This is a genomic window from Cutibacterium acnes (assembly GCF_003030305.1).
Lineage (GTDB): Bacteria > Actinomycetota > Actinomycetes > Propionibacteriales > Propionibacteriaceae > Cutibacterium > Cutibacterium acnes.
Genome location: NZ_CP023676.1, coordinates 210,319 through 225,573, shown reverse-complemented (window position 1 = coordinate 225,573; position 15,255 = coordinate 210,319). Strand labels below are relative to the sequence as shown.

Annotated in this window: 12 protein-coding genes; 9 read left to right on the top strand and 3 right to left on the bottom strand. The window is 59.9% G+C overall.

All coding sequences use genetic code 11. The features are described from left to right. Positions 1-22: 22 nt before the first annotated feature. Positions 23-1,921 (top strand): Stk1 family PASTA domain-containing Ser/Thr kinase, encoded by a 1,899-nt coding sequence (gene pknB, locus CPA42_RS01020; protein ID WP_002517196.1) that lies wholly within the window; start codon positions 23-25, stop codon positions 1,919-1,921. Between the two features lie 90 nt (positions 1,922-2,011). Here the strand turns inward: pknB and CPA42_RS01015 are convergent, their stop codons facing one another. Next, positions 2,012-2,842 (bottom strand): DUF881 domain-containing protein, encoded by an 831-nt coding sequence (locus tag CPA42_RS01015; RefSeq protein ID WP_002517097.1) that lies wholly within the window; start codon positions 2,840-2,842, stop codon positions 2,012-2,014. Between the two features lie 121 nt (positions 2,843-2,963). Between CPA42_RS01015 and CPA42_RS01010 the strand changes: the two genes are divergently transcribed. Then, positions 2,964-3,245, top strand: coding sequence for a cell division protein CrgA (locus CPA42_RS01010; RefSeq protein ID WP_002517214.1), 282 nt, complete (start codon positions 2,964-2,966; stop codon positions 3,243-3,245). Between the two features lie 38 nt (positions 3,246-3,283). Here CPA42_RS01010 and lysS read toward each other — a convergent pair whose 3' ends face one another. Beyond that, positions 3,284-4,816, bottom strand: coding sequence for a lysine--tRNA ligase (lysS, locus tag CPA42_RS01005; protein WP_002517110.1), 1,533 nt, complete (start codon positions 4,814-4,816; stop codon positions 3,284-3,286). Between the two features lie 132 nt (positions 4,817-4,948). Here lysS and CPA42_RS12815 point away from each other — a divergent pair, with 132 nt between their 5' ends. Further along, the gene (locus CPA42_RS12815; protein ID WP_002524635.1) at positions 4,949-5,458 is read left to right on the top strand and encodes a hypothetical protein; all 510 of its coding nucleotides are present in this window, start codon (positions 4,949-4,951) and stop codon (positions 5,456-5,458) included. A gap of 207 nt (positions 5,459-5,665) precedes the next feature. Here CPA42_RS12815 and CPA42_RS00995 read toward each other — a convergent pair whose 3' ends face one another. Beyond that, positions 5,666-6,775, bottom strand: a complete 1,110-nt coding sequence (locus tag CPA42_RS00995; RefSeq protein ID WP_002517109.1) for a helix-turn-helix domain-containing protein — start codon at positions 6,773-6,775, stop codon at positions 5,666-5,668. Between the two features lie 271 nt (positions 6,776-7,046). Between CPA42_RS00995 and CPA42_RS00985 the strand changes: the two genes are divergently transcribed. The 6 genes from CPA42_RS00985 (at position 7,047) to cydB (ending at position 15,184) form a co-directional block, all read left to right on the top strand. Beyond that, positions 7,047-8,783 (top strand): ABC transporter ATP-binding protein, encoded by a 1,737-nt coding sequence (locus CPA42_RS00985; RefSeq protein ID WP_002518652.1) that lies wholly within the window; start codon positions 7,047-7,049, stop codon positions 8,781-8,783. Beyond that, positions 8,780-8,950 (top strand): hypothetical protein, encoded by a 171-nt coding sequence (locus CPA42_RS13485; protein WP_002517102.1) that lies wholly within the window; start codon positions 8,780-8,782, stop codon positions 8,948-8,950. Before CPA42_RS00985 ends, CPA42_RS13485 begins: the two co-directional genes overlap by 4 nt. Before the next feature lie 14 nt (positions 8,951-8,964). Beyond that, the gene (locus CPA42_RS00975; protein WP_002517202.1) at positions 8,965-10,779 is read left to right on the top strand and encodes an ABC transporter ATP-binding protein; all 1,815 of its coding nucleotides are present in this window, start codon (positions 8,965-8,967) and stop codon (positions 10,777-10,779) included. Positions 10,780-10,889: 110 nt separating this feature from the next. Next, positions 10,890-12,443, top strand: coding sequence for an APC family permease (locus CPA42_RS00970; RefSeq protein WP_002517073.1), 1,554 nt, complete (start codon positions 10,890-10,892; stop codon positions 12,441-12,443). Positions 12,444-12,577: 134 nt separating this feature from the next. Next, complete coding sequence (locus tag CPA42_RS00965; RefSeq protein ID WP_002517169.1) at positions 12,578-14,098, top strand: cytochrome ubiquinol oxidase subunit I; 1,521 nt, start codon at positions 12,578-12,580, stop codon at positions 14,096-14,098. Positions 14,099-14,110: 12 nt separating this feature from the next. After that, positions 14,111-15,184, top strand: coding sequence for a cytochrome d ubiquinol oxidase subunit II (gene cydB, locus CPA42_RS00960; RefSeq protein ID WP_002517210.1), 1,074 nt, complete (start codon positions 14,111-14,113; stop codon positions 15,182-15,184). The last annotated feature ends 71 nt before the right edge of the window (positions 15,185-15,255 follow it).

Below are 15,255 nucleotides of genomic sequence, written 5' to 3'. Positions count from 1 at the left end.
TCAACACAAAGGAGATCCCTCAATGAGCGCTGAGAGTTGGCTCTCCGGGCGTTACGAGCTGCAGAATCTCATCGGTCGTGGCGGCATGGCCGATGTCTGGAAGGCCCGCGACCACCGCCTCGGCCGCGACGTCGCGGTCAAGAAGCTGCGCACTGACCTCGCCAGCGACGACACCTTCCAAGCGAGGTTCCAGCGCGAGGCGCAGTCGGCTGCGCGGCTTAATCACCCCAATATCGCCGCCGTGTACGACACAGGTGAAACGAAAGACCCGGCTACCGGCCTGCCGGTGCCGTTTATCGTCATGGAGCTCATTGACGGTCACACCCTGCGCGACGTGCTACGTGACGGTCGCAAGATCCTCCCCCGGCGTGCCCTGGAGTTCACTCAAGGTGTGCTCGATGCGCTGAGCTACTCCCACGCCGCCGGCATTGTCCACCGCGACATCAAACCAGCTAACGTCATGCTCACCCGCGAGGGCTACGTCAAGGTCATGGACTTCGGTATCGCACGAGCGGTCGCCGACACCTCCGCCACCATGACCCAAACGGCCGCCGTCATAGGCACGGCCCAGTACCTATCCCCTGAGCAAGCCCGCGGCGAGACCGTCGACAATCGCGCTGATATCTATGCCACCGGCTGCCTTCTCTATGAGCTGCTGGTCGGGCGCCCACCGTTTATCGGTGACTCCCCCGTCTCGGTGGCCTACCAGCACGTCCGCGAAGTCCCGGCCCCACCGTCCTCCCTGGACGCTGAGATCACCCATCAGATGGACGCAATCACCCTCAAAGCGCTCGCCAAGGACCCGGCGGATCGTTACCAGACTGCCAAGCAGATGCGTGACGACATTGATCGCCTACTCTCGGGACGCGAACCTTTTGCGATGCAGAATTACGCCGATTCTGAGGCTGATACCGAGGAGCAGACTCACCTTATTCCAGCCGCTGCAACCGATCCCATCCCTGCCACTGCTGCTCAGCAAGACGAGTCCAGCCCTGCTAGCGCTGAAAGTCCCCAGGAGCCTGAAGAGCCGCATCGTAAACGTTGGCCGGTTATCGTCGTCACGATCGTAGTAGTGGTGCTGCTCGCCCTGCTCGGGTTCGGATTACATAAGATCCTTAGTTCGTCCTCGCAGCCCTCTCCGGCTCCTACGCCATCCAGAACGGTGAAGATGGTCAAAGTTCCAGCCGTCACCGGTTTGAGCCAACAGGGGGCAACCTCAACCCTGGAAAATGCCGGTCTGAAGGTCCAGGTCGACCACGTTCAAAGGGACCAGGCGACCGCCAACCAGGTCGTCTCGCAAAGCCCAGCTGCTAACGAGAAGGTTCCTGCCGGTAGCGACGTGAAGATCACGGTTAACGATGGCCCGAAGCAGCTAACGATCCCGCGCAATATCGTCGGATTGCCTAAGAACGACGCCCTTAAAGCCCTTAAGGATGCCGGGTTCTCTGATAGCCAGATAAAGGTAACCAACGACGACCCCAAGACTGAGCCGAATTCGGCGAAAGCTGGCGCCGTTGATGCTGTCAGCCCGGGAGCCGGAACGACACTGACCCCAGATCAGCAGGTCACCTTGACGATCGCCACCGGCAAGTCGGTGGTGCCGAACCTTAAGGGTATGAGCGTCGAAGAGGCTAATTCGGCCGCTGGATCAAGCGGATTCTCCATCTCGGTGGAGCGTCAGGTGACGTCCTCTGCTGCTCCAGGAACGGTCTTTGGCCAGGATCCAGATTATGGGGCTATTGCTAACAGGTCAACGGCCATCAAGGTGCTCGTTGCCGTGGCACCGCCAGCCCCAGAGCCTACTCGCGAGCCACCGACGAACTCCGCTCCTTCCGAGGAACCGTCCTCGTCGTCAATCGCACCGGTCCCGCCGGCCCCGACGACTGCAGTACCCACGACTAGTTCGTCGTCGGGCCGCTGAAGCCCGATGCGCTCATCGGCGGGCTCATCTGGCTGGCGCTAGCGGGGGCTTCGATGTCCCCACACCACAGCGTCCGCTAAATTGCCCGGCTCAACGCGGCGTGGCGTGACTCACAGCAACGGCGCCGGTGTAGGCAGGCATGGTGACTTGGCCAGCTCTCTCCACCGACCACCCGAGCTGGTAAGCACTCACGTATTCCTTGTAAATGCGCACCGCTTCAGAGGTGTCGAGAGCTTTCTGCATGGCGTTGAGGTCCCCGATCGCCTCGATGACGTAGGGAGGAGCGTAGGCCACGCCATGCAGGACCACGGTATTACCGACGCATTTCACGGCTGTGGTGGAGATGACTCGCTGCCCCTGAATGGTCATGGCCTCTGCTCCCCCAGACCACAAGGTGTTGACAACCATCTGGATGTCCTGCTGGTGGACGACCAGCATGTTGGCGTCGACCCCATCCGGATTCTCGCTGAGGGGCGCGTCGTCGAGCGTGACGCGCAGGGCTTTACCACTGACAGCTTCCAAACCAACGGACGGCGCTAAAGCCGACGCCGACGAGATGACCGAGGACGTGACGCCCGGAGTCTGATTAGCTTTGGAAAGGTCTTCCACCTGCGCCCGCAGACCGGCTGCCTCCTTCTGCAAGGCGGCGTTGTGACTGGCCTGGCTACGCACCAGGGTGGCCATGTCGGTATCACGCTCGGGCCGAAGATCGTGACCGCGTGAATTGATAGCAGCCGTCGTCATCATGAGACCAGCCAGGGCCATGACAATCACGCTGGCGGATCTAGCTAGACGAGGGTGCCGCGAATCCGAACGGACGTCCTGAATAGAGGGGTCTGTCGTAGCCTGCGACCTATCCTCGTCGATATCGACGGATGCGTCGTCGGGACGGACGTCATCAGGGTCGTTGTCGTCGCTCATCGTCCCCTCCTCACAGGCTGACCCGTGTCGCCGGAATTGGCGATCGTCCTCTAGGCTAGTCAAGCAAGACTTGTTCCATCACGCTCGGTGGGCGTGTCCTCGAACCCCAGGAGTAGTCACCGTGCCCGAATCGAAGGTCAGACCGCAAGCCAAGAAGAAGGCCCAGGCCAAGAACCGGGCCACAATGGACGAACGACGAGCCGAAAAAAAGGCTGCACCGGTTGATCGCTCATGGGTCCCGAAGGTCTTCGTCCCCCTCTTTTTACTCGGAGTGTTGTGGCTGATCGTCTACTACATCGCAGGTAATCAGATCCCCGGTATCAGCAACCTGGGTGACTGGAACATCCTCATCGGCATGGGGCTCATGGCTGCTGGATTCGGCGTCGCTACCCTGTGGAAGTGAGCGGGAGGCCCACCAGGGATGTCCCGGCGGGCCTTCAGTCAGTGTTCCGGCTTGAGCAGCGGGAAGAGGATCGTCTCGCGGATCCCAGCGTTGGTAAAGAGCATCACCAGCCGGTCGACACCCAGCCCCAGACCACCCATGGGCGGGCAGCCGAATTCCAGGGCCTCGAGGAAGTCCTCGTCAAGCTGCATCGCCTCAGGGTCACCCGCGGCAGCAGCGAGGGATTGCTTGGTAAGCACTTCGCGCTGGATGACTGGGTCGACGAGCTCGGAGAAGCCAGTACCGCGCTCCATCCCGCCAATGATGAGGTCCCAGGCCTCAACCATGCGAGGATCGTCGCGGTGCGGACGGGCCAGCGGCTGGGCGATAGCCGGGTAATCACAGACGAAGGTGGGGTTGATAAGGCCCGGCTCGACGAGTTCACCGAAAAGCTCCATAACGACCTTGCCGGCCTCCCAAGACTGGTCGATCTCAATCTCGTGCTCAGCGGCGATGGACTGCAACTCCTCCAACGGGGTGTCAAGGGTGACTTCACGCCCTAGTTTTTCCGACAGGCCTGGGTAGACGCTGACCCAACGCCACTGCCCGTCGAGGTCGATAGTGCCCTTGGGGGTCTCAATCTGATGGACGTCGAGGGCGTCGGCCACCGCCATGATGATGTCCTTGATCACCTCAGCAATAGTGAATTGGTTGCCCCAGCTCATGTAGGCCTCGAGCATAGAGAACTCGGCCGAGTGGCTGGAATCAATACCCTCGTTGCGGAAGACCCGACCCATCTCGTAGACCCGATCGGTGCCGCCGACCATCGTCCGCTTGAGATAGAGCTCAAGAGCGATACGCAAACTCATGTCAATGTCGAAGGCATTGAGGTGGGTATTAAACGGGCGGGCTGCGGCACCACCGTGGACCAACTGCAGGATCGGAGTCTCGATCTCAAGGAAACCGCGCTCGTCGAGGGCGCGACGCACCGCGCGGGTGATAACGGCGCGGGTGCGCACCATCTGGCGAGACTCTTCACGAACGACGAGATCCGCGTAGCGACGACGCACCCGGCTCTCCTCCGAGAGCTCCTTATGGAGGGTCGGCAGCGGACGCAGAGCCTTGGAGGCCATCCGCCACTCAGCAGCCATGATGGATAACTCACCACGACGAGAGACGACGACTCGGCCACGCACCCAGACGTGGTCACCCAGGTCAACGTCGGACTTCCACGCAGCCAAGGACTCATCGCCCACCTCGGCTTTGGAAAGCATGATCTGCAACCGCTCACCGTTGGAAGTCTCGGTAAACCCGTCCTGCAAGCTGGCGAAACACAGTTTGCCGGTATTGCGGACAAAGACGACACGTCCGCCGACGGTGACCTCATCGGTGGTCTCCTCGCCAGGCGCCAAGGTCAGCTCCCCGGTGTCGTCGGTGTATTTCTGACGAACCTGGACCAGGGTGTGGTCGCGTAGCAAATCGACCGGATAAGCCTGGCCTCCGTCAGCGATGATCCGGGCCCGCTTGTCGAGGCGGACCTGCATCTGCTCGGAGACGTCAGGGGACTGGCTGGATGCAGTGTCAGAACTCACCAGGGAATCTTATCGAAGCAACAAGCTGACGACGATTTCACCTATGCTATCCCGCCTTCGAAGTTGTCATCACCTCTAACTAGCTACCTAATTCCTTATCTCCGCTACCTTCCTGGTGCTTGGAGTGCACGCATGGTCATACGCAAAGAGACCTTCACCAACCTGCACGGTTGTGACGACGTGGTGTACGCAGGCAAGGACGTCAAGTCAGCGGGTAGTGGCCCCACCCCTCGCACCTTGAAGCAATCGACTGCCGGCTTCCGGCACCGTTCGCCCATCACAGTCGGGGAAAACGAACTAAACGCCAAGCATGGTGGACCAAGTCTGAAGATGCACAGACTCCATCTGCTCCAACTCGAATCCCATGTCATCCACCAAATGCACACTCGGCTCATTATTAGCGTCAATGCGCCCATACACTTTGGCCCTCGGCAGCCCTCCCTCACGCGCTTTCTGCACAGCGCAATCCTTGAGAACCTGCACGAGTTCTCTGGCCAATCGGCCCCCTTTGCCTCGCTCGGACACATTTATGGCAACTGCACAGATGAAGAAATTGACATAGCTGCCGTCGCCATCTTTGCTAATACTCACTTCAGTGTCCGCGGCGGCCACAATGACCCCGCTCCTCCGCGCGAGCAGTAAACGCCGCGTGCCTCTTTTCTTGGCCCTTCCGCACCCTCTGTCGCGAAAGTAACTCTGGACCTCGAGCTCCCACGGCTTAGGATGTCGCAGCGCTCTACCCCCGGGGGACTTCGGTCGATCTGTGGGTGCATTGGAACGACTGAAGTCCTCGCAACGCTTCTTTATCCTGGTTCGAGACCCACGTCCACCCGATCCCATCCTCAATCGTCACAATGCAGACTCCCCAGCCCCGTCGTCACGCCTACGACGATCCAACATCGTTCTTTCGTACCGCTCGACCATCTCCTCCTCGCTCGGCGGCTCAGGAAAATCGATGTCGTCAACGGGGACACCTAAAACCCTGGAAGTCAGCATCGGATCCGCGTTACCTTTCTCCGTCTCCTCAAGCAACGCAGCTATGACAGTCGGGGACCAATCAGGGACGAATACATCTCGGTATCGCTCCGCCGCGCTAGTTCTGGCGAGTGTGAGTAACTTCGGAGTCGTCAGCTCCAAGGCTTCGCGAACCTCATCCGACGCTTTCAATCTCAATGTCTCAATTCTGACCCTCATCGCAGCAGCCGAGACCTTGGCCTCCCAAACCATCCGAGCGACATCCGCGCGGGTCAATGCGGGCCAATTGAAGTTCCTCATCCATTTCTCGGGCAGCAGCAATTCCGCAGCGAAAGCGTTCGCTTGTTTTTCGTCCGCCTCGCCCGCGATGTCTCCATCACGATCCAGGTGCCCTTGAACGAGATGCCCTAGCTCATGGGCCAGAGACCAAGTCGTACGAGCCCAGAACTGTTTGTTCAGCACAACAACGCGCCGCCCGACGATGCACAGAGAGTAATCCGTCGACAATCCGGAACGCTTCATGACGTCAACGTCGAGAACCTCTTTCACGCGCGCGGCGAAGTCATTAACGAATCCATCACCCAATGCTTCACGCATCTGTTTGGCGGTCTTCGGCAGAACCACCGAACTAGCCCTGAGACTTCCATGCGCGGCCCGGTACACCTCAGCTATATGGTCGAGGACCTCGCGATCTTTCTCCCGTCCTTCGTTGATATGCCGATGAGTATCGAAATCATACGTGTGCCGAGCGGCAAACCTCATGGCATAGGGATCCTTGTGCCCCGTCACCAACCAATGAGCACTGGCCCCGAGCACCTCCGCAGCCTTGCCCAACTCGGTCATGGTGATACCACGTTTTCCGTTGAGCATTCGCGACAAGGCATCAGGCGTCATCTCCATTGCCTCAGCCAGTGACTGCTGGGTCATACCCTCAGGCATCCGCGACTTGATACGTTCCCCAATCTCACGCATATCTTCACTCATGGAGACATCCTACGCGAAAATTGGGAAAATCCCAATATCTTACCCGCTACTGCTCGCCGGTGAGCTTGCACACCCCGTCAGAATCAACCAGAAGAACTCCGCCACCACAAGCGTCTCATCCCCCTCACAACACCCCACCTCCTGCGACACACAGCCTACCGACCTACCGCATGCGGGCGACCAACCGTGAACTCCACTAAGGTGGTCGTGCCGCTCGCATTGATCCGGCAAACCGGCGGCGGTTGCACACATCCCCGTCCGAGGAGTATTCGTGCTGGCAAAACTCGTGACCCGACACCTGAGGGCCTATCGGCTGCACGTTGCCGTCATCATCGTTATGCAGGTTTGCGCCCAAATCGCGGCCCTGTCCTTGCCAACCATCAACGCAGACATCATCAACAAGGGCGTCGTAACAGCGGATACCGGATATGTCACCACCCACTCCCTCTTCATGCTGGCGATCGCTTTAGGGCAGACCATCTGCCAGGTCATTGCGGTTTATCTCGCCGCTCAGGTGGCGATGGGAACGGGCCGTGACATTCGCGACGCCGTCTTCACCCGCACCCTTGGTTTCTCGGCCCGAGAGATCAACAAATTCGGAGCACCATCACTCATTACCCGGACTACCAACGACGTCCAGCAGGTGCAAATGCTGGTCTTTATGACGCTGGCAATGCTCATCGGGGCGCCGATCATGATGATGGTCGGGATCATCATGGCCGTACGTGCCGACGTTTCCCTGTCGTGGATCATCATGGTGGCAGTCATCCTGCTAGCCATCGGTGCGGGGCTGATCGTCTCCCGGATGGGGCCACTGTTTAAGCGTCAGCAGAAACGCATCGACGACCTCAACCGAGTCGTGCGTGAACAAATCACCGGCATCCGCGTAGTGCGAGCTTTCGCCCGGGAGCGCCACGAAGCGGCACGTTTCGACGCCACCAGCTCCTCCCTGCGCGACATCCAGGTGAACGTCGGCCGGACTATGGCGGCGATGTTCCCCCTCGTCATGCTCATCATGAACCTGTCCCAGATTGCGGTGTTCTGGTTTGCGGCCACACGGATTGACGACGGACAGACCGAAGTCGGCATTTTGGCCTCATTCACCACATACCTCATGCTGATTCTCATCAGCGTCATGATGGCGGTCATGCTCATCGTCATGTGGCCACGAGCCTCGGTATGCGCAAACCGCATCGAGGAAGTGCTGCACACCTCGTCGTCTCTCACCATTGATCCCGAACCTGTAATGGCCCTGCCTGACGCTCCGACCTTGCTAGAGTTTCGCGACGTTACATTCAGCTACCCCGGCGCTTCTGAGCCGGTTCTCCACGACATCTCCTTCACCTTGGCCCGTGGCACGACGACAGCCATCATCGGTTCCACTGGGTCGGGGAAATCAACCCTGGTCAACCTCATCCCCAGGCTCGTCGACGTCACTCACGGACAGGTGCTCGTCAACGGAACCGACGTGCGCCGTTACGACCCTGAAACCCTATGGAGCTGCATCGGTCTGGTGCCCCAGCGGCCCTACCTCTTCGGTGGCACGGTAGCGTCAAACCTGCGTGATGGTCGCTGCGACGCAACTGACGAGGAGCTCTGGAACGCCCTGCACGTCGCACAGTCTGACGATTTCGTCTCCCACATGGACGGAAAGTTAGAGGCCACCATCACCCAAGGTGGCACCAACGTCTCCGGTGGTCAGCGACAACGCCTATCCATCGCCCGAGCCTTGGTCAAAGATCCCGACATTTACATTTTTGACGATGCCTCCAGCGCCCTCGACGTGGCCACCGACTCCCGACTCAGAGCCGCCCTCGAAACCAATCATGGCGACGCCGCGATGCTCATCGTCGCCCAGCGGGTCTCGACGATCCGCAACGCCGATCAGATCCTCGTCCTCGATGCCGGACACATCGTCGGTAGGGGAACTCACGATGAACTCATCAAGTCATGCCCGACCTACCTCGAGATTGTCGACTCCCAGCTATCGGTCGAGGAGGCGGCATGACCGGCAAGGACGCCCAGCAGGCACCTACCAGGAATGAGCAGGCTGAGATCGCCCGGGCCTCCTCCCAACAAGGTCATCGTGGTAGTCAAGTTACCGAAAACCCATTTCTTTTGGACCCTCCCTCAAACGACTGCTCGGCCAACTCAAACCCCATCGCATTACGCTGACGATCGTCGTCATCATGGCCACAATCTCAGTGGCCTTCAACGTCATCGGCCCGAAAATCCTGGGCCGCGCCACCGACGTCATTTTTGGCGGCATCGTCGGAAAACAGATAGGCAAGCACATTCCCGCAGCCCGGGGCATGACAGCCGAGACATTCATCAACACACTCGGACAAGCCAGCCACGGTGGAGATCGAGGAAAGATCATCACCCTGCTGCAGCAATATCCTCACGTCGTCATCGGTTCCGGCATCGATTTCCACCGGCTCGGCGTCATCATAAGTTGGGCGTTGGGCCTGTACGCCTGCGCAGCCCTCTTAATGTTCCTGCAGGGGTTCCTGCTCAACACCGCCATTCAGCGATCCATGTACGACTTGCGCCGCCAGGTCAGTGCCAAACTGGACAAGCTGCCACTGTCGTACTTTGATGGTCAGCCCCACGGCGAGCTCATGAGCCGGATGACCAACGACATCGACAACGTCTCCCAGACCTTGCTACAAACCTTGCAGCAGCTCCTCAACGCTCTGTTGACGATCATCGGCGTGTTGATCATGATGTTTTGGATCTCACCGCTGTTGGCCGTCATTTCCCTAGTCGTCATCCCGATCGCCGGGGTCATCGCAGGCCTCATCGGCAAGAGGGCCCAGGGACAGTTCGCCCAGATGTGGAAAGCCACCGGCGAGCTCAACTCGCGGGTGGAGGAGGCGTACTCCGGCCATGCCCTCGTCAAAACCTTCGGGCGCAGCCGGGCTGTCGCCCAGGAATTCCACGAACGAAACGAGGAACTGCGTCAGGCGACCGCCAAGGCCCAATTTGTCTCCGGCCTCATCCAACCGGTGATGTTCCTGCTCGGTAACGCAAACTACGCCATCATCGTCCTCATCGGATGCCTGCGGGTGGCGAAGGGCCAGATGCCGCTAGGCAACGTGCAGGCCTTCATCCAATACTCCCGAATGTTCACCCAGCCGATAACCCAGATTGCCTCCATGGCAAATCTGCTGCAGTCCGGGGTGGCTTCCGCGGAACGGGTGTTCCAAGTTCTCGACGCCGACGAATTATCCACGGATGCTCACGGAAGCCTCCCAGCCACGAAGGGACGAGTCGTCTTCGACCACGTTCGCTTCTCCTACAACCCGGACAAACCTCTCATCACCGACCTATCCCTGGTCGCAGAACCAGGACAGACGATTGCGGTCGTCGGACCCACCGGAGCCGGCAAGACGACGCTGGTGAATCTGCTCATGAGGTTCTACGAGATTGATGACGGAACCATCACCCTTGACGGCGTTGATATTTCCGCAGTCCCTCGCGCCGAACTGCGCTCCCGGCTCGGCATGGTCCTACAGGACACTTGGCTATTCAGCGGAACCATCCACGACAACATCGCCTACGGCTGCCCTGAAGCATCCGAAGAAGATATCCTTAACGCCGCACGGGCCGCCCACGTCGACCACTTCGTCCACACCCTGCCCGACGGTTATGACACCATCATCGATGATGATGGATCCAATGTTTCGGTGGGTCAAAAGCAGCTCATCACCATCGCTAGAGCCTTCCTAGCGGCCCCGGACCTACTCATCCTTGACGAAGCCACTAGTTCGGTGGACACCCGCACCGAGATGCTCGTTCAAGAGGCGATGGCAAACTTGCGCAAGGAGCGTACTAGCTTCGTCATCGCCCATCGCCTCTCCACTATCCGGGACGCTGACCTCATCCTCGTCATGGAACACGGCGACATCGTCGAGCAGGGAGGCCATAGTGAGTTGCTCGAGCACCAGGGTCACTACTACGAGTTGTACCAAGCGCAGTTCGCCGCGGCGAGTCACGAATGAGACACCGCACCCACATTCTTAGCAACAGGCTCTAAAGTTGATGGGGTGCCCGCCGGGGCACAGCGTCCGGCCAGCCCCCAGCCGGTCGTTCTCATCGACGAAAGAGACCCATGGCCGAGGTCAAAAACTCCCAGCTGACTGCCCACAACGACACTGACATGGCGAAGGACCAGACGAAGGTCCTGCAACGTACCCTCAACCGATTCGACATCGTCTTCCTCATCGTTTCTGCGGTGGTCGGGCTGGAGATGCTGGGATCGGTCTCAGCCGAAGGCCCCGAAACCTTCACCTGGCTGGTATTCCTCATCATCGTCTTCCTCATCCCCTATTCCCTCATCTTCGCCGAGACCGGCTCGGCCTTCGTCGGCGAGGGAGGGGTGTACCTATGGACCCGACGTGCCTTTGGGCGGCCAGCTGCCGCCGTCACCAGTGTCTTCACCTGGATCACCCAGCCAGTATGGGTGGGCGGCTCGATGGCTTTCCTCAACGCGGAGGCCGCCCGCAACCACCTCGTTCACTTTTCCGCAGGATCGGCTGGTGACTACCTGTTTAAGCTGGCCTTCATCTGGCTGACGGTGTTCGCCGCTATCTTGTCCCTAGCTAAAGCCAAATGGATTCCTACTGCCGGCGCCTTTTTCAAAATCTCCTTCCTGTGCTTGTTCTTAGTCACCGCCGCCGTGTATGCGACCCAACACGGCGTCCAGCCCCTCAGTCTTGGTAGCTTCTCTCCCACCCTGCGCGGATTCATCACCCTGACGCCTTTGCTGCTCTTCGCCTTCCTTGGTTTTGAGGGTGGATCGAGCGCGTCGGGGGAGATGCGCAACGCCCAGCACGACGTCTCGGTCTCGGTGCTCCGTTCGGCCACTATGGCTGGAATTTTTTACCTCCTTCCAGTGGCAACGATTCTGCTCGTCCTACCTCCCTCCGACATCGACGGAGTCTCGGGACTACTTAAAGCCGTCAACACCGTCTTCTCGGTATATGGACCGGCTGCCGAACCGATGATGGTGCTAGCCCTCGTTATGTTCACTTTGGCGAATATCGGTCAGGGCGCGGCGTGGATGATCATGTCCGACCGAATGCAGGCCATGGCCGCTGCTGATGGTTCCTTCTTCGGTGGGTTCTTCGGGAAGTTCCACCCCCGGCTGGGCACGCCGGTGCACGTCAACCTGCTATCGGGGATCGTCTCCACTCTTTTCATGCTCGCCGCCATGGAGTTGACGGGTTCTAGCGCTGACCTGTTTAACGTCGTCCTCGGAGTGGCAGTAACGACCTACCTGTTCAGCTACCTGCTCATCATCCCGGCCGCAGCCAAACTGCGGCTTAGCGAGCCCGACGTCGAACGGCCCTTCCGGGCCGGCCCGAACTGGTTTTTCATCCTCATGTGCGTAGTGACGACGACATTTGTCGCCTTTGGGTCATGGGTAAGCATCTTCCCAGGCACCCTGGAGGCCCTGGTGGGAATGCCTCACGACTTCTCCAAAGCCCAGGGGGTCTCGTATGCCTCCTTCGAGGCGCTGACACTCGGCACCCTGGCTTTCATCATCGTCATGGCGCTCATCGGCTACTGGCGTGGGGCTCCGCTACGCCGGTCGGGTATCTCCACTGAGTCTTTAAACCAAACGTCAACGGAGGTTCACAGGCGCGAACGGACGTGCGATTAACTGGTCTCGGCGGTCATGCGGATGCAGCGCGAACGTCACCAGCAACATGGCACGCACCTGGCCTTTTGGTCTGTTTTTGCGCAACACCACTCAGTCGGGCCAAACCGGTGACCTCGGATAGTAAGGTACCCGCCATGGATGCCCAACTGATCGCCCGATGGCAATTCGGGATCACGACGGTCTACCACTTCTTCTTCGTCCCGATCACGATCGCGCTATCGATGCTCGTGGCGGTGATGCAGACAGTGTGGCTTAAGACCCGCAACGACCGTTATCTTCGTCTGACCAAGTTCTACGGCAAGCTCTTCCTCATCAACTTCGCCCTCGGCGTCGTCACCGGAATCGTGCAGGAGTTCCAGTTCGGCATGAACTGGTCGGAATACTCGCGATTCGTTGGCGACATCTTCGGTGCTCCGCTGGCCCTTGAGGCCTTGGTGGCCTTCTTCATGGAGTCCACCTTCGTTGGCTTGTGGGTGTTCGGCTGGGAGAAACTCCCCAAGGGAGTCCACCTGGCGTGCATCTACCTGACCGCCATTGGCACCATGATCTCCGCAGTATTCATCCTCGCGGCAAACTCCTGGATGCAGAATCCTGTCGGAGCCAGCTACAACCCAGTCACCCACCGGGCCGAGCTGACCGATTTCGGGGCCGTGCTAAGCAATCCGGTATTCAAGGCGACTTTCGTTCACCAGATCTCATCTTCCTACACGGTGGCTGGCGCCCTTATCGCCGCCATCGCCTTCTGGCACTTGGCCAAAGTCGCCAGGGGACGCACCACCTCCCAGATCTCCGACGCCGAAGAGGTCGAGAGCGTCCGCACGTGGCGCTGGGCCTCGAAGTTCGGCGCATGGGTGCTCATTGTCGCTTGCGTCGGCGTTGTGCTGAGTGGCGACTACCAGGGCAAGGTCATGACCGACGCACAGCCCATGAAGATGGCTGCTGCCGAGGCGGCTTACCAGAACACCTCGGACTTCTCAGTGCTGACCATCGGCAACAAGGACGGCTCGGAGGAGGTGTGGGCTCTCAAGATACCCGGCATGCTCGGCTTCCTCGGTAACGGCAAGTGGGGCTCGCAGGTCAAGGGCATCAACGAGCTCAAGAGCTATCAGGTCCACGAGTACACCTACCATCGCAAGGACGGCTCGCAGACCCCCCTGCAGGCCTCTTACCAGAATGTGCTGCGTCAGAAGATCGACGCCAACGGCATCAAACTCGAGCCGAACGTCCCGTTGTCCTACTGGACCTTCCGCATCATGATCACCCTCGGCATGATCGGTGGCCTTATCGGCCTCGTCATGCTCATCGCAATGCGCGGAGGCCGCAACCCGAAGCCGCACGGGTGGCTGACCCTCTTCATGATCGCCCTACCCCTGCTGCCACTGTTCGCCATTTCCTTCGGTTGGATATTCACGGAGATGGGACGCCAGCCTTGGATCGTCGCGGGTGTGCTGCCAACTACGGCAGCCGTCTCACCCAACGTTTCGGCCGGCAGCGTGCTTTTCTCGACCATCGCCTACACCGTCGTCTACGGAATTCTGGCGGTCGTCGAGGTGGGGCTGTTCTGGAAGGCCCTCAAGGAGGGGCTGCCTGAGCTCTCCACCCGTGATCAACCTGTTACCGAGGGCGAGGACACTCCGTTGTCCTTCGCATACTGAGGAGGTAACGACATGCTTCCCGTTCTTGAAACTACTGCCCACTCGCCCCTGACGATCGTCTGGTTCGTCCTCATCACCGTTCTGTGGGTCGGATTCTTCTTCCTCGAAGGATTCGACTTCGGCGTCGCCATGCTGCTGCCCTTCCTGGGACGTGACGACAAGGATCGTCGTCTCATGGTCAACACCATCGGACCGACCTGGGACGGCAACGAGGTGTGGTTGCTGACCGCCGGTGGCGCTACCTTCGCCGCCTTCCCCGGCTGGTACGCGACGATGTTCTCCGGTCTGTACCTGCCACTACTACTGGTGTTGCTCGGTCTCATCGTCCGTGGCGTTGCCTTCGAATATCGTTCGAAGAACCCGTCCTCCTCGTGGCGCAACGCTTTCGACTGGATGGCCACTATTGGTTCCTTCCTGCCCACCTTGGTGCTCGGCGTCGGCTTCGCGAACTTCGTCCGCGGCCTGGCCGTCGGCCCGCACTCGACCCCAGACGGCGGCACTGCGCCGTTAGTGACGACCTCCTTCTGGGGCTTGTTCACTCCGTTCGCCCTCATCGGCGGCATTCTGTTCGTGGTGCTCTTCTGCGCTCACGGAGCTAACTTCGTCGCGCTCAAAACGATGGGTGACATGCACGACCGCGCTCGCAAGACCTCGGCCAAGCTGGGCTGGATCGCCACCGTCGTTGCCCTGGTGTGGGCCTTGATGTTCAACATCATGTACGTCACCCGAGACGGACGTCAGGTGCTCACCTGGATCATCTGCCTGCTCGTCGTCGTGCTGCTGGCCGCTGGTTCGGCGGTCGTCGCCAAGGGCCGCGAGGGGCTGGCTTTCCTGTGCACCGCTCTGGGTATCGCCCTCATGATCGTTGCCTGCATGTTCGCCATGTACGGCAACCTCGGGTACCGCCCGTCGGGTATCGCATTCGACATGTGGATTGCCTCCGCAACCGGCCGGACACTGAAGATCATGACGATCAGCGCCTGCGTCTTCGTGCCGATTGTGCTCGCCTACCAGGTCTGGAGTTACTGGGTGTTCCGCAAGCGCCTCACTCGGGAGGCCATCCCGGACACCGCGGTGGCTGCCTAATCCGTGGCAGCTCCGCTGGATCCGCGCCTGGTTCGCCGGGCGCGGGCCACTCTTCCCTTTCTCGCAGGTCT

What these genes read in the sequence shown, in the direction of transcription:
- CPA42_RS01015 (WP_002517097.1), bottom strand. Translation starts at nt 2,842, where the DNA reads ATGAGCGACGACAACGACCCTGATGACGTCCGTCCCGACGACGCATCC.
- cydB (WP_002517210.1), top strand. Translation starts at nt 14,111, where the DNA reads ATGCTTCCCGTTCTTGAAACTACTGCCCACTCGCCCCTGACGATCGTC.
- CPA42_RS00970 (WP_002517073.1), top strand. Translation starts at nt 10,890, where the DNA reads ATGGCCGAGGTCAAAAACTCCCAGCTGACTGCCCACAACGACACTGAC.
- CPA42_RS00965 (WP_002517169.1), top strand. Translation starts at nt 12,578, where the DNA reads ATGGATGCCCAACTGATCGCCCGATGGCAATTCGGGATCACGACGGTC.
- CPA42_RS12815 (WP_002524635.1), top strand. Translation starts at nt 4,949, where the DNA reads ATGGTCATACGCAAAGAGACCTTCACCAACCTGCACGGTTGTGACGAC.
- CPA42_RS00975 (WP_002517202.1), top strand. Translation starts at nt 8,965, where the DNA reads ATGGCCACAATCTCAGTGGCCTTCAACGTCATCGGCCCGAAAATCCTG.
- pknB (WP_002517196.1), top strand. Translation starts at nt 23, where the DNA reads ATGAGCGCTGAGAGTTGGCTCTCCGGGCGTTACGAGCTGCAGAATCTC.
- CPA42_RS00995 (WP_002517109.1), bottom strand. Translation starts at nt 6,775, where the DNA reads ATGAGTGAAGATATGCGTGAGATTGGGGAACGTATCAAGTCGCGGATG.
- CPA42_RS13485 (WP_002517102.1), top strand. Translation starts at nt 8,780, where the DNA reads ATGACCGGCAAGGACGCCCAGCAGGCACCTACCAGGAATGAGCAGGCT.